Source organism: Citricoccus sp. GCM10030269, from assembly GCF_042665635.1.
Taxonomy (GTDB): Bacteria; Actinomycetota; Actinomycetes; order Actinomycetales; family Micrococcaceae; genus Citricoccus.
On the sequence record NZ_JBHTCV010000005.1, the window covers coordinates 14,979 to 33,446 of the forward strand.

Consider the following 18,468-nt stretch of genomic DNA (forward strand, 5'->3'; position numbering starts at 1 on the left):
TGGGTGAGCTCAGGGCACGGCGGATGGACGGACCAACGGCAGGAGACGGCAGTAACGTGAATCAGGAAGAGCCCACGCCAGTCCTCATGATCTCAGGTGAACCCGTCATCGGACCCACGGGGCGGCCCAAGCACGAGTTTCCCGAGCCGGCGCCCCTCGACGCGCATGGCCCCGCCCGAGTGATCTCCATGGTCAATCAGAAGGGCGGCGTCGGAAAGACGACCTCGACCATCAACCTCGGCTCTGCGCTGGCCAGCTACGGGCGCAAAGTGCTGATGGTGGACTTCGACCCCCAGGGCGCCTTGTCGGCCGGCCTGGGCGTGAGCCCGCACGAGCTGGACACCACGGTCTACAACGTCATGATGGAGCGCAGCATCACGGCTCGCGACGCCATCGTGGAGACCCCCTTCGATGACATCGATCTGTTGCCCGCCAACATCGATCTGTCCGCGGCGGAAGTTCAGCTCGTCAACGAAGTAGCTCGTGAGCAGGTCCTGGAACGGTCCCTGCGTCAGGTCCGTGACGACTATGACGTCATCCTTGTCGACTGCCAGCCCTCTCTGGGACTGCTGACGGTCAACGCACTGACGGCCTCGCACGGCGTGATCATTCCGCTGACCGCCGAGTTCTTCGCACTGCGCGCGGTCGCCCTGCTGGTGGAGACCATCGAGAAGATCCAGGACCGGATCAACCCGGACCTGCAGATCGACGGGGTGCTCGCGACGATGTTCGACGCCCGCACACTGCACTCGAAGGAGGTCGTGAGTCGCTTGGTCGAGGCTTTCGGCGACCGGGTCTTCGAGACGGTCATCAAGCGCTCGATCAAGTTCGCCGACGCCACCGTGGCCGCCGAGCCGATCACCTCCTTCGCACAGAACCACGAGGGGTCCAAGGCGTACCGGACGCTGGCCCGTGAACTCATCTGGCGCGGCGGGGCGCCGTGACCCCAGGCTCCGGGACTCCTGCCCCGGACGCTCCGGACGCCCCTGAGGGCCTCTCCGGGGGCCTGGACGACGACGACGGCGTCCCTTCGGGGTTCTCCGTCACGCTGAAGAACTTCGCCGGCCCCTTCGACCTCCTCTTGTCGTTGATCGCCCGGCGCCGGATGGATGTCACCGAGGTCGCGCTGGCCGAGGTGACCGACGAGTTCATCGCCTACGTCACCACTCTGCGGCATGGCGATGACGATGGACGCCCGGAGATGGCGGCACTGGATGCCTCGAGCTCCTTTCTCGTGGTGGCAGCCACCTTGCTCGATCTGAAGACCGCCCGGTTGCTGCCCGCCGGGACCACGGACACGGAGGACGACGTGGCCCTGCTGGAGGCCCGGGACCTGTTGTTCGCCCGGCTGCTCCAGTACAAGGCGTTCCGTGACGTCTCGGTGCTGATGAGCGAGCGGATGCAGGCGGAGTCCCGCAGGTTTCCCCGCCAGACGACTCTGGATCCTCGTTTCGCCTCGGTCCTCCCGGAACTCATGTGGACGCTGAGCCTTGAACAGTTCGGGGCCTTGGCCGAGGACGTGCTGAGCCGGACCACCCAGAAACCGGACGAGGTAGGGCTGAGTCACCTGCACGCGCCGGCGGTCTCCGTTCGCGAGCAGAGCGGCCTGATCGCCGCACGGCTGAAAGAGGCGGGCCGGCTCACCTTCCGCGATCTGATTCGCGACGCCGGTTCGGCCCCGGTCGTGGTGGCTCGGTTCCTGGCGCTGCTGGAGATGTTCAGGGATCGTGCGGTGAGCTTTGATCAACAGGTTCCCCTGGGGGAGCTGGTGGTCCAGTGGGATCCGGGGGCCGAGGACCTGCAGAATCAGGAGCCAGAGCCGGTGCCAGAGACGGAGGATGAATGGTCATGACAGGTGCAGACTCGACAGACCCGGCAGACCCGACAAACCCGCCAGAGCCCTCTGACGCGGCCGCACCGCCCGAGCTGCGAGAACGCCTGGAGGCGGTGTTGATGGTCGTCGACGAGCCGGTGAGCACGGCCCAGCTGGCCGAGGCGACCGGTGAGGATGCCGGCCGGGTGGCGGATGTGCTTCCCACCCTCGTCAGCGACTATGATGGACTGTCCGGTTCCCCACGGCGTGGCTTCGAGCTGCGCGAACTGGCCGGTGGCTGGCGCATCTACTCTCGACCAGCACACGCCGAGGTGGTGGAACGGTTCATTCTCGAAGGTCAGACAGCACGGTTGACCCAGGCCGCGCTGGAGACGTTGGCCGTGGTCGCCTACTTGCAACCGGTGACGCGGTCACGCGTGGCGGGTATTCGCGGCGTGAACTCCGATTCGGTCATGCGCACCCTGCTCAGCAGGGGCCTGGTGTCGGAAGCGGGTACTGACCCGCAGACCGGCGCGGTGCTGTACGAGACCACGGACTACCTTTTGGAAACCTTGGGAGTCGGCAGCCTGGACGAGCTGCCGAAACTCTCCGAACACTTGCCCGGCCTGTCAGATCTGGCCGGAATGGACGAGACTGAACTCAACCACTGAGTTCGGCCACTGAGCTACACCGCCGACCACACTGACGACCACACACTGACGTCACAACACGAAGGACACCGCAGTCATGAACGACCGCAAGCCGAGAGGCTCCGGAAAGAAGAACGACTACCGAGGCGGGCCCGGACAGGGCCAGTCCCGCAACCCCTCCGCGGGGCGCCCCCGCAAGCAGCGGGGCACCCCCGCGCCGGGGCGCCAGGGCGGGCCGTTCCGGGACGACGCCCAGGACGGCTACGACCGGAACCTGGGCGCGGCGAGGAAACCCCATCGCCCCAACCGCGCGACTCGAGAGCAGAATTTCTCCGAGGTCCACAACCCGGACGGCGTGCGACTGCAGAAGCTGATGGCCTCCGCCGGTGTGGCCTCCCGCCGGGTCTGTGAGGACCTCATCTCCGAAGGCCGGGTCGAGGTGGACGGCAAAGTCGTCACCGAGACGGGCGTCCGTGTGGACCCCGACGTCTCGGTCATCCACGTCGACGGCATCCGGCTGCAGCTGGACACCACGCTGAAGTACTTCGCGTTCAACAAGCCACGTGGCGTCGTCTCCACCATGGACGACCCGGAGGGGCGTCCGTGCATCTCCGACTACCTCAAGAAGGGCAAGGCCGACACTCCTCGACTGTTCCACGTCGGTCGCCTCGACACGGAGACCGAGGGGTTGCTGCTGCTGACCAATGACGGCGAACTGGCCAACCGGCTGACCCACCCGCGGTACGAGATTCCCAAGACGTATCTCGTACAGGTCCCCGGCCCCATGGCCAAGGGCATCGGAGCGCAGCTCAAGGAGGGCATCCAGCTCGAGGACGGCTTCGCGCAGGTCGATTCCTTCAAGCTCGTGGACTCCACCCCGGGCCACGTGCTCGTGGAGGTCGTGCTGCACTCCGGCAAGAACCGGATCGTCCGTCGCATGTTCAAGGAGGTCGGCTACCCGGTCGAGCGATTGGTCCGGGTCAAGTTCGGCCCGATCGCCCTCGGGGACCAGAAGCAGGGATCAATCCGGCAGATGGGTCGACAGGAACAGGGCCACTTGATGGCCGAGGTGGGCCTGTGATGGCCCCGCGGGGCATTCCGGAACCGGTCTTGATCCGCGGTACCGGACTCCTGGGCGCCTCCATCGGCCTGGGGCTCAGGGCTGCCGGCGCCGAGGTGCTGCTGCATGACCCCTCACCCTCGGCGCAGGCCGTCGCCGTGGACATCGGCGCAGGTCATCCTTGGGAGGAGAACTGTCCGCAGCCGGGCACTGTGGTGGTGGCCTCGCCGCCGGACGTCACCGGACAGGTCGTCATCGACGCACTGCAGAGGTTCCCGGACGCCGTCGTGCTGGACATCGCCTCCGTCAAGGTGGCGATCGCTGCCGAAGTGCAGGCCGCCGTCGAGAACGGGGCTTTGAGCCCGGCCCAGTCCGCCCGGTATGTGGGCACGCACCCCATGGCCGGGCGTGAACGGTCCGGGCCGGTAGCCGCACGCGGTCAACTGTTCACGGCCGCCCCGTGGGTGGTGTGCGCGGCCGAGGGTGCGGAGGATCGTGCCGTGGTGGCCGCCGAGGAGATCGCCCGGACGCTGGGCGCCACGGTCCACCGCATGGACGCTGCTGACCATGACGCGTCGGTGGCGCTGATCTCGCATCTGCCGCAGATCGCCGCTTCACTCGTGTCATCGCGTCTGCAGGAGACCCCGGCATCCGCCTTGGCCCTGGCCGGCAACGGACTGCGGGACACCACGCGCATCGCCGCCTCGGACCCGCAACTGTGGGTGCAGATCCTGGCCGCCAACGCCGAGGAGATTCGGCGGATTCTGTACGGCGTCCGCGAAGATCTGGACCGACTGATCACCACGATGGAGGACCCGACGGCGCCCGGCGCCCGGTTGGACATCGCTCAGCTGATGGCGGAGGGCAACGCCGGGCACGCCCGGATTCCGGGTAAACACGGCGCGCCACCGCAGGCCTTCGCCGTGGTCACCGTCATCGTGGACGACACTCCTGGCCAGATCTCCGCCGTCCTGCACGATGTGGGTGAGGCCGGGGTCAACGTGGAAGACCTCCGCATGGACCACTCCGCCGGCCATGAGGTCGGCATGCTCGAGATCTCCGTGCTGCCCGGACGCCGGCAGGAATTGACCGATGCGCTGACCGCGCAGGGATGGAAGGTGGTCTGAATGACGGGCGCAGAGATGAACCCTTCGACCGGCGAGACACCGCGACTGGTGGTGGCCGTCGACGGGCCTTCGGGCTCCGGAAAGTCCTCCGTGTCCAAGGAGGTGGCCCGCCGGCTCGGCGCGGCGTTCCTGGACACCGGGGCCATGTACCGGGCCGTGGCCTGGCACTGCCAGCAGACCGGCGTGCTCGATGACGCCGATGCCGTGGTGGCCGCCACACAGGATCTGGACCTGGCCCTCTCGGTGGACCCCGACCTCGAGCGAGTGGTGGTGGGCACCGATGACATCACCGAGGCCATCCGTGACCCCGCCGTCTCGAGTGTGGTGTCCGTGGTCGCCACCAACAGGGCCGTCCGCGAACTGCTGGTGGCCCGGCAACGCGAAATGATCGACACTCACGGGCGCATCGTGGCCGAGGGCCGAGACATCACCACCGTGGTGGCCCCGGACGCCGACGCCCGCATCCTGCTCACCGCGTCCCCTGAGGCCCGGACGGCACGCCGTTCCGCCCAGCTGGGTGACACGGTGGGGGAGAAGGAACTGGCCGACCAGGTGGCCGGACGGGACGCCCGCGATTCGGCCGTGGTGGACTTCATGGTCCCCGCCGACGGCGTGGGCCTGGTGGACTCCACCGAGCTCGACTTCGGGGAGACCGTCGAGGCCGTGCTGGCCGAAGTGGCCCGGCAGCAAGCAACTCAGACCACAGACCCGGAAGGGGAACGCGCATGAGCACCGAGAACAGTGCCGGCCGCGACACCGGAGCACCAGCCGGTAAACCGAACGACGACGACGGCGCGGAGTACGTGCCCACCGGAGAGGACCGCATCGCTGAGCGGCTCGCCGCCCTGTCCGATGAGGACGCCCGACAGCGGGCCGAAGCACTCCGGGCCGGCCTGGAGGATTACGAACTCGACGACGAGGACGCGGCCCTCCTCAGCGACTGGGTGGAGGGCGAGACCGAACCGGGGAACGAGCCGGTCCCGCCGGTTCTGGCCGTCGTCGGGCGCCCGAATGTGGGCAAGTCCACGCTGGTCAACCGCATTATCGGCCGACGTGAGGCCGTGGTGGAGGACGTGCCCGGAGTGACGCGCGACCGCGTCAGCTACGAGTCCGAGTGGAACGGCACGATCTTCACGGTCGTGGACACCGGCGGCTGGGAGCATGACGCCAAGGGCATCCATCAACGAGTCGCCGCTCAGGCCGAACTGGCCGTGGATGTGGCTGACGTCGTGCTGTTCGTGGTGGACGCCACCGTGGGAGCGACCTCCACCGACGAGGCCGTGGTGAAAATGCTGCGCCGCAAGGGACGGCCGGTGATCCTGGTGGCGAACAAGGTCGACGACCTCACTCAGGAAGCCGACGCTGCCACGCTGTGGGGACTGGGACTGGGCGAGCCGTTCCCGGTCTCCGCCGTGCACGGTCGCGGCACCGGCGACCTGCTGGACGCGGTGGTCGAGCTGCTTCCGGCCGAATCGGCCTACGGTGGCATCATCCCTCGCGGGGGACCGCGCCGGGTGGCCCTGCTGGGGCGGCCGAATGTGGGCAAGTCCTCGCTGCTGAACAAGCTCGCCGGTTCTGACCGGGTCGTCGTGGACGAGACCGCCGGCACCACGCGAGATCCGGTGGACGAACTGGTGGAGCTGGGCGGACGGCTGTGGCGGTTCGTGGACACGGCGGGCATTCGCCGTCGCCAGCACATGGCCCACGGCTCCGACTACTACGCCTCGCTCCGGACGCGCTCCGCGCTGGACAAAGCCGAGGTGGCCGTCGTGCTGCTGGAGGCCTCCGAGGTGCTGTCCGAACAGGATGTGCGCATCCTTCAGCTGGTGCTCGACTCCGGGCGTGCTCTCGTGTTGGCGTTCAACAAGTGGGACCTGATGGATGAGGACCGGCGTGTCTACCTGGAACGGGAGATCGACCGGGATTTGGCCCACGTGGCCTGGGCTCCGCGGGTGAATCTCTCCGCGAAGACCGGCTGGCACAAGGACCGGCTCGTTCCCGCCCTGGACATCGCGCTGGACTCCTGGGACACCCGCATCCCGACGGGCAAGCTCAACGCCTTCCTCGGCGAACTCGTGGCGGCACACCCGCACCCCGTGCGCGGTGGCAAGCAGCCCCGCATTCTGTTCGCCACCCAGCCCTCCACGCAGCCTCCACGGATCGTGCTGTTCACCACCGGGTTCCTCGACCCGGGCTACCGTCGGTTCATCATCCGGCGCTTGCGGGAGACGTTCGGTTTCGAGGGGAGCCCCATCGAACTGGGCATGCGCGTGCGGGAGAAACGGTCGCGCAAACGCTGACGGCGGTCGGTCGGGGCGATCCGTTCTGCTCTGTGCACGGTGCCTGCGCACGGTGCCTGTGTGCCGTGCTTGGCCACCGTGCCGTGGACGGATCTCGCGGCCGGATGCTGTACAGTTGACTGGTGGATTGCGGCGGCGACGTCGCGGTCTGACGGGCTATGGCGCAGCTTGGTAGCGCGCCTGACTGGGGGTCAGGAGGTCGTGGGTTCGAATCCCGCTAGCCCGACCGTGTGTGCGGCGTAGGCACTATCCGCGATTCGCGGTGATCCTGACGGTTCGCACTGATTATTGGTGCGAGGCGTCAGGATCAGCGCGAACATGCTGGCGTGAGCCGCCCTGGCCTCGACTGATCACGTGCTCGGCGCCGAGCACCCCCGTGAGGAGTCCGGCGTCGACCTCTTGGCCCCGGCGAATGACACTGAGCCGGCCACTGGATTCGAGGATCACACATTCAACCTGGTCGAATCCGGCGGCGCCCGACTGCCGGATCGCCGCGCGCAAGTCGGCCTCGCTGGTATGAGTGCGTCGGCAGGCGACCGGCAACGGCCGTCCCTTGGCCAGCACCACCGTCGGAGGGACCCCGAACGTCCGACGGCCCTTGAAGGTGGACTCCACCGCTCCGAACGCGGCCTCCATGAGCACGAGAGTGACCAGCCCGATCAGTCCCGCGGCCAACGTCGGAGGATGGCCGATGATCACTCGACCGGCCACCGCCCCGAACATCGTCACCACCACCGCGTCGGCGCTGGTCACGCCGGTCAGGATCCGAGCCCCGAACAACCGCACCAGGGTCAGGAACACCAGATAGACCACGACGGCGGAACCACCACGATCGGGATCCGCCAGGGTTCGATCCCCAGGTGCTCTGCGAGGGCCTGAGCCCATCCCTCGGGCGGCGTCACGAGTGATCGGCGGGGTCGACGGGGTGGAGACAACACATGGTTTCAGCCTAGCTGCGGTCCCCGGCCCCGGTGCTGAGCCGGGACTCAGTCGTCGATCCGGGTCAGGCACTCACCCCGATGGGCGGCCTCGTGGCCGGTCGCGTCGCTGACCACTTCGTATTGTGGGTGGTCCTCGGACGCCTCCCGGATGTGGCCGTTGTAGTCGAAGTCCGCCGTATGTGCCCGGGTGATTCTGCCGGAGACCTCGCCGGCCTCGGACATCCACATCACTCGGTCTCCCACGGAGAATCGCTGTGTCATGTCCATCCTTTCGTGACGTGGTGAGGGCCCTGAGAGGGCACTGTTCTCCTGAGTCTGATGGTGTCTCACCGGAGGGCGAGAAGGGAACAGGCGCGCGTCGAACTTGCACTATCGGCGGAACAGGAGGACGGTGTACTGGTGAAATTTCCCTCATCGAATGAGCCCGCAGGTATGGGCGGCGCCGGCGATCCCGGCTTGACACACGTCGCCGAGACCACATCTCCCGACTCCTCCGAGCACGAACACAATCCCTCCGGCAGGACCTTCTTCGGCCAGCCGGGGCCGCTGGCGAACCTCTTCAGCGTGGAGATGTGGGAGAGGTTCTCGTTCTACGGGATGCAGGGCATCCTGCTCATCTACATGTACTTCCAGACCACCGACGGCGGACTGGGCATCGATGAGGGAGTGGCCACCGGCATCGTGGGCGCCTACGGCGGCATGGTGTACGTCTTCTGCATCCTCGGCGGCTGGGTGGCCGACCGGCTGTTGGGCTCCGAACGGACGATGTTCTACAGCGCGGTGCTCATCATGTGCGGGCACATCGCGCTGGCCCTGGTCCCGGCCATCCCCGGCCTGGTGCTGGGACTGGTGCTGGTGGCGGTCGGTTCCGGCGGGCTCAAGGCCAACGTGGCGAACCTCGTCGGCCACCTCTACTCCCGCGAGGATCCACGCCGTGACGCCGGCTTCTCGCTCTTCTACATGGGCGTGAACATCGGTGGGCTCTTCGGTCCGTTGCTGACCGGCTGGGTACAGCAGACGTGGGGCTTCCACCTGGGCTTCGGCCTGGCGGCGATCGGCATGGCCGTCGGTCTGACGCAGTACTGGGTGCGCCGCAAGGACCTGCCCGACGACGTCCATGCGGTCCCCGATCCGCTGCCCCGCAGCCAGTACCCCCGGTGGGTCCTCATGGCAGTCGCGGGCCTGGTCGTCATCGGCGTGCTGCTGGGCACCGGGGTCGTCAACGCGGCCAACCTGGCCGACGTCGTCGTGATTCTGGCCGCCGTGGCCGCCGTCGGGATCTTCGCCTTTCTGCTGGTCTCCTCGAAGGTTCAAGGGGTGGAGCGATCACGGGTGATCGCCTTCATCCCGCTGTTCATCGGTTCTTCGGCCTTCTTCGCCCTGTTCCAGCAGCAGTTCACGGTGATCACCCTCTACTCGGACACTCGACTGGACCGCAACCTCTTCGGCTGGGAGATGCCGATTCCGTGGGTGCAGTCCATCAATCCGGTGTTCATCATCCTCTTCGCCCCGGTCTTCGCCTGGTTGTGGACCCGGATGGGCAAGCGCCAGCCGAACACGCCGGTCAAGTTCGCCATCGGCATCGCCCTGATGGGCGCGGCGTTCCTGCTCTTCCTGCCGATGGTGAGCACCGCAGCCGTGCCGGTGCTATGGATCGCGCTGATCCTCTTCGCGGCCACGATGGGCGAACTGCTGGTCTCCCCGGTGGGGCTGTCCTTGTCCACCAAGCTCGCGCCGGTCAACTACCCGGTGCTGATGGTGGCCCTGTACAACCTGTCCGTGGCCCTGGGCACCGCCTTGGCGGGCTCCCTGGCGGGTTTCTACACCGCAGAGAACGAAGGCGCCTACTTCGGCGTGCTCGGCGCCGTGACGATCGCCATCGGTGTGGTCATGCTGATCGTCTCCAAGCCGGTGCACCGGGCGATGCGCGGCGTCGACTGAGGCCGTCCGGCCATCACCTCAACGGGCTGACCGGAAGGTCGCGGCGATCTTCGCTCCGTCGGGCAGATCTGCCGAACGAACGGCTTTGACGATCCCCCCGGTGCGGAGCACGCGAGCGGCCACCTCATCGGCGAGTCCATAGGTGTGGGCTCCCGGTTCGTCCGCGGGAGTCACATTGCCGTACTCGTCGATGGTGCCTTCGCGCTCGGCCGCCAAATCGAACAGCAACACGTCCACCTGACCGGCCGTCGCTGCTCTGGCGATCTCCCGAAGCTTGGCACTCGCCCGGCCATGGGCGCGGAGGGTTCCGAACTCTTCGCGCCAGGCCGCCAGCTGGGTCGCGTAATTCCGATCCAGTACCTCGCGGCCTCGTCGGGCGAGGTCGTCCAGGCTCAAGGAGGCGGGATTGGCCTCGATGCCCTCGTCCAGCAGCCGCCGGTAGGTATTGACCTCGCGGTAGGCCGGCTCCAGATCGGGACTCGCCGCCAACACCAGTGGATGCTGCGAGCCATTGATCTGGCGCAGGACGGCCTCTTGGACGGTCGAGCAGAAATCACGGCGCTGAATCTTCGGCCGCAGGGAACCGTCCGCCCGCTGACGGTCCATCCGTCCCTCATTGTCAGCGGTCTGCAACTCGAGTCCGAGGTCCTCCGGCAATCCTGTCAGTTCGACCTCGTGGCACGACGCGTCCGACTCCAACGCGAGCAGCCGTGCCGACCCGCGCGTCAGGGCCAGCACGAAGCCGCTGTGCGCGAACGTGGTGGCGCGGATCAAGGGCCCGGTGTCAAACCGGTCTCCCTCGCTCGAATGGGTCCGCAGATGGTTCATGAGTCGGAACGCCCGTAGCCGGTCCGGAGAGACGAACACCGCGATGGACCGGGCCTGGGTGGCCCAGAAATCGCGGTCGTCGACCAATTCGTCCACCGCGGCGACAATGCTGTCCCGGTCCTCGGCGGGGATCTCGGCCGACTCCAGACGACTCAGAGACTCGCCGACGGCGGTGCGCAGCGCCAACTGCGCGACCTCGGGATTCCTGCCGATGGGCGACCGGGAGTCATGGTGCCCGGACGACGCAACATAGGCGGTCACGCTCGCAGCGTGGCGGTGCTGCGTGAGCTCTGCGAAATCTTCAGTGGAAGGAATATCGATGCTCATGGAGACACGGTACCCACGAGATCCGGAAAGTACACCAGCCCCTGGACGGACCCCGGCTACTTCGAACCCAGGTACTCGATCTCCTCCAGAGCCGTGGCGAGGAGATCGCGGTCCGCGACATGCTTCCGGGCGACCGCGGCCAGGTGCTCGAAGTCTCCGGCGGCCAGTGCCTTCTCCAGCTGCTTCTGCTGACCGTGAGTCACTCCCCAGCCGCCGAGACGATCTCTCAGCCCGTCCTCGGTGACGGTGACCGAGAAGTCCAGGGTGTCCGTGGCGCTGCCGCCGGGACCAGTGACGGTGGCGGTCAGCCTGTGTTCCCCGAGCGCCAGGTCGCGTGCGACCAGAGAGGTGCCCTCCTCGACGGCTTCGCCGTCCAGTTCGAGAGTGAGTGCCTCGGCATCGGTGCGGGCCGCAGCCACCACGATGCTCTCTCCGCGCTCCACCTCGGCGTCGTCGGCCAGCCCGACGATCTCCACGGTCGGCTCCGCCGCGGGCTCATTCCCGACCGCGGTCCCCTGAGCTTCTTTCCAGCCGATGAAGGCCCCCGGCCGGTCGGTGACGATGCCGTCCACCCCGATCTCCTGCAGTCGGGCCCATTCGGCGGCGCTGTTGATGGTGTAGGGCAGCACGGCGATGCCGGCCTCGTGCAGGGTATCGACCGTCTCTGCGGTCAGACCGCTCGCTGAGGGGTTGTACATGGTGGCTCCCACAGACTCGGCCACCGCCACGGGATCGGCGTCGACTGCCCCGCGCAGCACGCCACGGGGAATCTCCGGGGCGTACTCCATGGCGTAGCGGACGGTGTTCAGGTCGAAGGACTCGACGGCGACCCGGTCCTCCATGCCGGCCTCCTGGATCATGTCGATCATCCGCTCGACCTCTTCGCGGGTCTCCGAGCCCTTGATCTCCAGCATCAGGGTTCCTGGATTGGTCTCCATGGCCTCGAGCATGCGTTCGAGGGTCAGGACCGGCTCGCCGGCATAGGCCTCGTCTTTCCACGCTCCGGCGTCTAGACCGGTGAGGTACTCGGTGAGGAGCAGGCCGACGGCGCCGGTGCCGTCGGTCGTGCGGTCCACCGTGCCGTCGTGCATGATGACCGGGACGTCATCCTGCGTGGTCTGGACATCGACCTCGAAATACTCGGCGCCGGTCTTCATGGCCGCGACCTCGGCCAGCAGCGTGTTCTCCGGAAGAATCGAGGAATACCCGCGGTGGGCGACGGTGACCGGCAGCTCTCCCTCCTCGAGGATGGGGCTGTCCGGCTCCATCTCGGTCACCGTGATGTTGTCGTAGCTGACCGTGGCGTTGTCCGCCGTCAGTCCGAGGACTCCCTCCTCGGACCGCTGGATCTGCCCCGTCAGGACTCGCTCACCGTTGAAGAACCAGGTGGCCGTGGTGCCCTGCACTTCGATGGCCACGTGGACGTCCTGTCCCACGCCGGCGTCGGTCGGAGCGGACGCGGTGTAGGGGACGTTCCAGGTGTCGCCGCTGGTCCGCTGGGCGAATTCGATGCCGTTCGGGGCTGAGGAATTGCTGCGCATCGCTGCCTGCCACCAGGGGCTGGAGCCATCCTCCGCGACGTCCAGGACCAGGCCGGTCCAACGAGCCGGATTCGCCACGGTCTCGAAGCGGACATCCGCTTCGAAACGGAAGTTGTCCCGGTGCTCGCCGAAGGTCAGGCGGTCGATGCCTCCGGCCGTGACGACGAGCCGGCCGTCTTCGACGCGCCAGTCGCCGTCGACGGCGTGGAACCCGTCGGGCAGGCTGCCGGAGTCGAAGTTCTCCGAGAGCACCACGTCACCGGGCTCGGCGTGGACGGGAGCGGCAATGGTGGTCAAGGCGAGCGTCGAGGCGGCCACCACGGCAAGGGCCGAGGCGGCTGCCGTGGACGTGCGGCGCACAGTGGTGGTCACTGAAGGGCTCCTGAGGGTGAGTCGTCACGGGCGGGCAGGGTGCCGGCGGGGCACTGCCGGGGACTGCTCACGAGTCTGCTCAGGCAAGGTGTCTTGGGGAACACGGTTCTGTGAATCCCTGGTGACCCGCCCATGACCAGTGCCAGACTGGGGGCATGAACGGCATCGCTGTGCTCCAAGACCTCGCCCATCGACCCCTCGATCAGCTGGATCTGCTCTGGGACCGTGTCGAGGTGTCGCAACTCAACAGGCATCCGGGCGGTCATCCCAATTCCATCGCCTGGCTCCTGTGGCACTCCGCCCGCGAGATCGATGCCCAGGTCGCCGATCTGGCCGGCCGAGAACAGATCTGGACGGCTCAAGGGTGGCAAGAGCGTTTCGACCTGGACGTCTCTGCCGGTGACCACGGTTTCGGGCACACCGAAGACCAGGCCCGCTCCGTCGTGGTGGAGGACAAGGACTTGCTGCGCGGTTACCTCGACGCGGTGACCGCGGAATCGACCGACTATCTAGGCACTCTGGACGAGTCGGACCTCGGAGAGGTCATCGACACCCAGTGGGACCCGCCCGTGACCCGCGGAGCCCGGCTGGTCAGCGTCTATGCCGATGCCCTGCAGCACATCGGCCAGGCGGCCTACATCACCGGGATGTCCGACGCCTAACCGTCATTCCCCGGCTCAAGCATGAAACCTGCGAAGAACCGGGCCAGATCGTCCTGGGCCTCCAAGGGCAGCACCTGGGATACGTATTGATCAGGCCGGACGACCACGAGTGCCCCGCGTTCACGGTCAATCCGCCGTAGATCGTAGATGTCGTGAGTGGCCTCGAGCCCGGGGACCAGGCCGAGCAGGCGACCGTTGGTCTTCTCGGCGCTGAACACCTTCTCGTAGTCGCGTAGGCCGAAAGCACCCTTGGCCGGGAACAGGAATGCCGGCAGGGCGTTCACGTCCACCGTGTGATGCTCCTGTTGCAGAATCACCCGCACGTCGAAGACGGCATCGTCCGCGGCCGAGTCGGCGGTGAACCGACGCACGGGCGAGTCCGGAGCCTCGTCCAGGAAGCGCACGAGGGCGGACAACGCCGACTCATGCCCGTCGCCGTCCGCGGAGAAACCACTCTTCCCGGCGAAGGCGTACAGACGCCAGCGCCCGTCGGCCTCGTGAACGTGGCCCAGCTGCTGCGGCTTCGCATCCGCCACCCGGATGACCGGCGCCGAATGAAATCGGGTGCCGACCCGGAAACCCGCTGCGAGGTGCTGGTGTTCGGTACCGCCGGTCAACAGAGACTTCTCGTACGTCGTGGACAGCCCAGCGGTGAACTCCCCACCGGCCACGAAGTGGGCTTCGACGTCGTCGGCCGCCACGCCACCGGCGTCCGGATCGTCCGGGTCGGAGACCTTGGAACCGATCATGCTCGACCAGCGCTTGTCGAACTCGATCAACTCCTGGGCCACCTTCTGCCGTTCGGCGGAGTAGCTGCTCAGGAGAGACGCGGGGGAGCGCCCGGTCAGGACAGCCGCGAGTTTCCACCCCAGGTTGAACGCGTCCTGCATGGAGACGTTCATGCCCTGGCCGGCCTTGGCCGAATGCGTGTGGCAGGCATCGCCGGTGATGAAGACCCTCGGATCCAGAAGGTCGGCCTGCTCCGCCGGAACGTCGTCGAATCCGTCGGCGAGCCGCTGGCCGACCTCGTACACGCTCCACCAGGCCACGTCACGGGCCTGGAGTGTGTAGGGGTGCAAGGCCTTCTGCGCGGCGGCGAGGATGTCCTCGTAGGTGGTGCTGTCCCGGAAGCTCCGTCCCTCCTCGGGCAGGTCTCCGAGATCGACGTAGTAGCGGACCAGATGCCCACCCTCGCGCGGAATCTGGATCATCGAGCCGGAGGCGGACTGCATCACGGCCTTCTTCCGGATGTCCGGGAAGTCGGTGACGGGCAGCACGTCCATCACGCCCCAGGCGTGGTTCTGGGCGTCGCCGTGCAGTGTGCGGCCGATCGAGGCACGGACCGTGGAGCGCGCACCATCGCACCCGACGACGTACCGTGCCCTGACCGTTCGGCTCACCCCCGTGCCGCGGCCGTGCTCATCGGTCTCTTCGAGATGCACGGTCACCGGGGCAAGTGGCTCATCGGGGACGTCGAGCCCGGTCGCGAGGAGTCCGTAGTCGACCTCGAATCGAGACGCAGACTTCTTGGCCTTGTCCAGGAGCATCTCCTGCATCCGGGCCTGATTGACAATGACGTGGGGATACTCACTGAGCCCGTCGGCGACGTCCTGGATCCGACCGGTGCGAGTGATCTCGTTGCGGTCCTGCGGGGACGGCGCCCAGAACGTGGTCTCGTTGACCCAGTAGGCCTCGTTGGTCAGCGTCGAGGCGAGACCGAAGGCGTCGAACATCTCCACCGTGCGGCAGGAGACGCCGTCGGCCTGACCGACGGGCAGAGGCCCCGGACGGCGCTCGACGGCCCGCGTGGTGATCTCGGGGAACTCGGCGAGCTGGGCGGCGAGAACCGTGCCGGCCGGCCCGGTGCCGACGATCAGGACGTCGACGTCCTCGGGCAGCGGGCCCTGGCCATCCTCACGACCGGGGGCGGCCGGCTGGATGGTGGGGTCTCCGTAGCGGTAGCCGTTCACGTGGTATTGCATGGCTCTCCCTGTGCGCATCGTCCGTATACTGCTTTCGTTCTGCCAAGACTAGCCGACAGTGTGGTCAGAAGCACAGGTGCAGAGGCTGAATGGCCGATTAAGACATATCGTTTGTGTACTGTTGAAGAAGCATCGGAATGCACGCTGAGTGAGAACGATGAGCGAGAACGGAAGGGAAGAGATGGGACCGGACACCTGGGTGGGGCACCTGTTGCGCAGAGGTCATCAGCGGCACAATCTCCTCTGGGCCGAGTCCGTCGGTGGAATCCTGACGTCCCCGCAGTTCTCCGTGCTGAGCACTCTGGCTGAGACGTCCACGGATCTGGACCAGCATGCCGTCGGTCTGGCGGCGGGTCTGGATCGGACCACCGTCGCCGGAGTCATTCGCCGGCTCGAGGATCAGGGCTGGCTTCGGCGCGAGCGAACCGTCCGTGATGCCCGACGTCGGACCATCTGCCTGTCGGTTCCGGGGCGGTTGGCTTGGGATGGGCTCCAGCCCGCGGTTGACACGGTGCAGCGGCGGTTCCTCGAGCCTCTGGATCCGGCCGAGCGCGACTGGTTCACCGACCGGCTGGCAGAGCTGGCTGAGTTGGCTGACCCGGTTGAGCTGGCTGATCCAGGAGGCGACCGTCGCCCCGGCCATCTCATCCGGCTCGCTCAACAACGGCATACGGCGCTGTGGGCGGAAGAAGTAGCGGTGGAGATGGCGGGGCAAAGTCGGGAAGGGGGAAAGACCGTGCTCACCGGTCCGCAATTCGCGGTGCTGCACGTGCTCCGTGAACAGGGCGCTCTCGGGCAGAGCTCCCTGGCCGACGAGGCCGCCGTGGATCGCTCCAGCGCTTCGGATCTGCTGAGGCGGTTGGAGGTACGCGGTTGGACCGTCCGGCGCCCCAGTCGAGACGATCGGCGCACGCGGGTCGTGGAGTTGACCGACGCCGGACGGGCCGTGGTGGAGCGGGCCCGGCCCGCTGTCGTGCGGGTCCAGGAACGGATCCTGGAACCCGTGAGTGCCGAGGATCGGAGCCGACTCACCGAGGCGCTCGCCGTCGTCGCCGGTCCGCCGTCCGCCGCATTGGCGCGTCACTGCGGCGGGCAGTAGTCTCATGGCGTATCCGGGCGGCGGACGTCTGGCCGGCCGGAACACCGTCGATGTGGAGGAACCGTGAGCAATATCCCCGAGGCGCTTCGCTACAGCACCGAACACGAATGGGTTTCTGCACCGGATGCCGAGGGCGTCGTGCGCGTCGGCATCACCGACTTCGCCCAGGACGCTCTGGGTGACGTCGTCTACGTCGACCTTCCGGAGGTCGGCGCCTCGGTCACCGCGGAGTCGACCGTGGGCGAACTGGAGTCCACCAAGTCGGTCAGTGATCTGTTCGCGCCGGTCACGGGCACGGTCATCGCCCAGAACGAGGCGCTGGAGGCCGATCCGGGAAAGGTCAACTCCGATCCCTACGGCGAAGGATGGCTCCTCGAGCTCTCGCTGCAGGACCCGGGCCAGATTGACTCACTGCTCGATGCTGAGGGCTACCGCCAGCAGGTAGGCTAGTCAGGTCACGGAATCACACGATCGTCGGGTCTTCCCGGCTTCGGACGGATAGACCTTCGGAGGAGCTATGTCACAGGACGGCACCCACCAACCGGACGGCCGGAACGCGGGTACCGAGCCGGAGGGACAGGCCACCAGTATTGGCCTGCCGGATCTCGGATCCACTCCGGACCGCTCCCTCGAGGCCGAGGACCGCGCAGCCATCAATGCCCTGCCGGTCGGTTCCGCGCTGCTCGTCGCCCACGCCGGGCCGAACCAGGGAGCCCGCTTCCTGCTCGACCAGGATGCGACCACCGCAGGACGTCACCCGGACGCCGACATCTTTCTCGATGACGTGACCGTCTCCCGCAAGCACGCAGAGTTCCGCCGCTCCGGTGACGGCTTCGTGGTCGTGGACTCGGGCTCGCTGAACGGAACCTATGTCAACCATGACCGGGTCGATTCGGTGGCTCTGCGTTCGGGGATGGAAGTGCAGATCGGCAAGTTTCGGCTGACGTACTACGCCGGCACGCAGCGTTCGGCGGGTTGAGTGATGCCGGATCAGCCGGCCCGCGCTCAGTGTGACGACCGCGACCGATAGAAGACCGAGGATTTCCGTGACTGCAGCCGCTTCCCGCCGCTCTCTTTCTTCCGCTCGTCCTGCTTCGTCCGCTTCGCACGCCGCGGCCGGCGGTTCCCGTGCCGTGATGAACATCGGCGAGGTCCTCGCGGAACTCAAAGACGACTTTCCGCAGGTCAGCGCCTCGAAGATTCGTTTTCTCGAAGAGAAGGGGCTGATCACGCCCCGTCGGACCAGCGCCGGTTACCGGAAGTACACCGACGCGGATGTCGACCGTCTCCGTTTCATCCTGGCCCTGCAGCGAGACCAGTACCTGCCGTTGAAGGTCATCAAGGACTACCTGGAGGCGGTCGATCGCGGAGAGCACCCCGAATCACTGCCGGGCGGTCTCACCCTGACGCCCCGGTCGGTGTCCGACCAGTTGGCCCAGGAGCTCGCCGGGCACACTCGCCCCCTCACTCGGGCCGAGCTGCAGGGCACCTCCGGCGCCAGCGCCGAACTGCTGGACTCGCTGGAGCAGTACGGGATGATCGCCGCGGACGATCAGGGCCGCTACGGCGAACACGCCCTCAAGGCGGCCAGGTCGGCGGTCGTGCTGGCTGCGCATGGACTGGAACCGCGTCACTTGCGACCGTTCCGTGCCGCGGCCGATCGGGAACTGGGATTGATCGAGCGGGTGACCGCTCCGATGGCCACCCGGAAGGACGCGGCCGCCAACGCTCGAGTCGCGGAGACCGCGCGGGAACTCAGCGAGGCGTGTCTGAGCCTGCACAGTGCTCTGGTGGCGGCGGCGGTCGCGGATCTGGATACGTGAGG

Annotated in this window: 18 protein-coding genes and 1 tRNA gene; 14 read left to right on the forward strand and 5 right to left on the reverse strand. The window is 67.2% G+C overall.

Annotated elements, in window-relative coordinates:
• Window positions 1-86 precede the first annotated feature (86 nt).
• From ACFQQD_RS07270 to ACFQQD_RS07305, 8 genes are all read left to right on the forward strand, one after another.
• Window positions 87-944, forward strand: a complete 858-nt coding sequence (locus tag ACFQQD_RS07270; protein ID WP_378087825.1) for a ParA family protein — start codon at window positions 87-89, stop codon at window positions 942-944.
• Window positions 941-1,852, forward strand: a complete 912-nt coding sequence (locus ACFQQD_RS07275; RefSeq protein WP_378087827.1) for a segregation and condensation protein A — start codon at window positions 941-943, stop codon at window positions 1,850-1,852. The genes ACFQQD_RS07270 and ACFQQD_RS07275 overlap by 4 nt, the downstream gene beginning before the upstream one ends.
• Window positions 1,849-2,484 carry an SMC-Scp complex subunit ScpB gene (scpB, locus tag ACFQQD_RS07280; RefSeq protein WP_378087829.1) on the forward strand — a complete coding sequence of 212 codons (636 nt, stop codon included), beginning with the start codon at window positions 1,849-1,851 and terminating at the stop codon, window positions 2,482-2,484. Before ACFQQD_RS07275 ends, scpB begins: the two co-directional genes overlap by 4 nt.
• Before the next feature lie 76 nt (window positions 2,485-2,560).
• Entirely contained in the window at window positions 2,561-3,544 is a 984-nt protein-coding gene (locus ACFQQD_RS07285) for a pseudouridine synthase (RefSeq protein WP_378087831.1), read from the forward strand.
• Window positions 3,544-4,650, forward strand: a complete 1,107-nt coding sequence (locus ACFQQD_RS07290; protein WP_378090016.1) for a prephenate dehydrogenase — start codon at window positions 3,544-3,546, stop codon at window positions 4,648-4,650. The genes ACFQQD_RS07285 and ACFQQD_RS07290 overlap by 1 nt, the downstream gene beginning before the upstream one ends.
• Window positions 4,651-5,379, forward strand: coding sequence for a (d)CMP kinase (gene cmk, locus ACFQQD_RS07295; RefSeq protein ID WP_378087833.1), 729 nt, complete (start codon window positions 4,651-4,653; stop codon window positions 5,377-5,379). It begins immediately after the preceding gene.
• Complete coding sequence (gene der / locus ACFQQD_RS07300; protein WP_378087835.1) at window positions 5,376-6,950, forward strand: ribosome biogenesis GTPase Der; 1,575 nt, start codon at window positions 5,376-5,378, stop codon at window positions 6,948-6,950. Before cmk ends, der begins: the two co-directional genes overlap by 4 nt.
• Before the next feature lie 152 nt (window positions 6,951-7,102).
• Window positions 7,103-7,176, forward strand: a tRNA-Pro gene (locus ACFQQD_RS07305).
• Between the two features lie 59 nt (window positions 7,177-7,235).
• Here ACFQQD_RS07305 and ACFQQD_RS07310 read toward each other — a convergent pair.
• A complete protein-coding gene (locus tag ACFQQD_RS07310) occupies window positions 7,236-7,763 on the reverse strand; it encodes a DUF421 domain-containing protein (protein ID WP_378087837.1) in 528 nt (175 codons plus the stop codon).
• Window positions 7,764-7,936: 173 nt separating this feature from the next.
• Entirely contained in the window at window positions 7,937-8,152 is a 216-nt protein-coding gene (locus tag ACFQQD_RS07315) for a DUF2945 domain-containing protein (RefSeq protein ID WP_378087839.1), read from the reverse strand.
• A gap of 171 nt (window positions 8,153-8,323) precedes the next feature.
• On the opposite strand from ACFQQD_RS07315, the gene ACFQQD_RS07320 reads away from it, so the two are divergent.
• On the forward strand, window positions 8,324-9,832 hold the full coding sequence (locus ACFQQD_RS07320; RefSeq protein WP_378090018.1) for a peptide MFS transporter: 1,509 nt from the start codon (window positions 8,324-8,326) through the stop codon (window positions 9,830-9,832).
• An 18-nt stretch (window positions 9,833-9,850) separates the two neighbouring features.
• On the opposite strand, the gene ACFQQD_RS07325 is transcribed toward ACFQQD_RS07320, so the two are convergent.
• Window positions 9,851-10,987: a hypothetical protein gene (locus ACFQQD_RS07325; protein WP_378087841.1), complete on the reverse strand. Its 1,137-nt coding sequence runs from the start codon at window positions 10,985-10,987 to the stop codon at window positions 9,851-9,853.
• Window positions 10,988-11,043: 56 nt separating this feature from the next.
• Window positions 11,044-12,900 carry a glycerophosphodiester phosphodiesterase family protein gene (locus ACFQQD_RS07330; RefSeq protein ID WP_378087843.1) on the reverse strand — a complete coding sequence of 619 codons (1,857 nt, stop codon included), beginning with the start codon at window positions 12,898-12,900 and terminating at the stop codon, window positions 11,044-11,046.
• A gap of 155 nt (window positions 12,901-13,055) precedes the next feature.
• Between ACFQQD_RS07330 and ACFQQD_RS07335 the strand changes: the two genes are divergently transcribed.
• Complete coding sequence (locus tag ACFQQD_RS07335) at window positions 13,056-13,562, forward strand: DinB family protein (protein ID WP_378087845.1); 507 nt, start codon at window positions 13,056-13,058, stop codon at window positions 13,560-13,562.
• Here ACFQQD_RS07335 and ACFQQD_RS07340 read toward each other — a convergent pair.
• On the reverse strand, window positions 13,559-15,544 hold the full coding sequence (locus tag ACFQQD_RS07340) for an FAD-dependent monooxygenase (RefSeq protein WP_378087847.1): 1,986 nt from the start codon (window positions 15,542-15,544) through the stop codon (window positions 13,559-13,561). The two genes, ACFQQD_RS07335 and ACFQQD_RS07340, sit on opposite strands and share 4 nt — an antisense overlap.
• 157 nt (window positions 15,545-15,701) lie before the next feature.
• Here ACFQQD_RS07340 and ACFQQD_RS07345 point away from each other — a divergent pair, with 157 nt between their 5' ends.
• From ACFQQD_RS07345 to ACFQQD_RS07360, 4 genes are all read left to right on the forward strand, one after another.
• Window positions 15,702-16,643: a MarR family winged helix-turn-helix transcriptional regulator gene (locus ACFQQD_RS07345; protein ID WP_378087849.1), complete on the forward strand. Its 942-nt coding sequence runs from the start codon at window positions 15,702-15,704 to the stop codon at window positions 16,641-16,643.
• A 63-nt stretch (window positions 16,644-16,706) separates the two neighbouring features.
• Entirely contained in the window at window positions 16,707-17,093 is a 387-nt protein-coding gene (gene gcvH, locus ACFQQD_RS07350) for a glycine cleavage system protein GcvH (RefSeq protein WP_378087851.1), read from the forward strand.
• Between the two features lie 67 nt (window positions 17,094-17,160).
• Window positions 17,161-17,622 (forward strand): FHA domain-containing protein, encoded by a 462-nt coding sequence (locus ACFQQD_RS07355; RefSeq protein WP_378087853.1) that lies wholly within the window; start codon window positions 17,161-17,163, stop codon window positions 17,620-17,622.
• A gap of 157 nt (window positions 17,623-17,779) precedes the next feature.
• The gene (locus ACFQQD_RS07360; RefSeq protein ID WP_378090020.1) at window positions 17,780-18,466 is read left to right on the forward strand and encodes a MerR family transcriptional regulator; all 687 of its coding nucleotides are present in this window, start codon (window positions 17,780-17,782) and stop codon (window positions 18,464-18,466) included.
• Window positions 18,467-18,468: the final 2 nt, after the last annotated feature.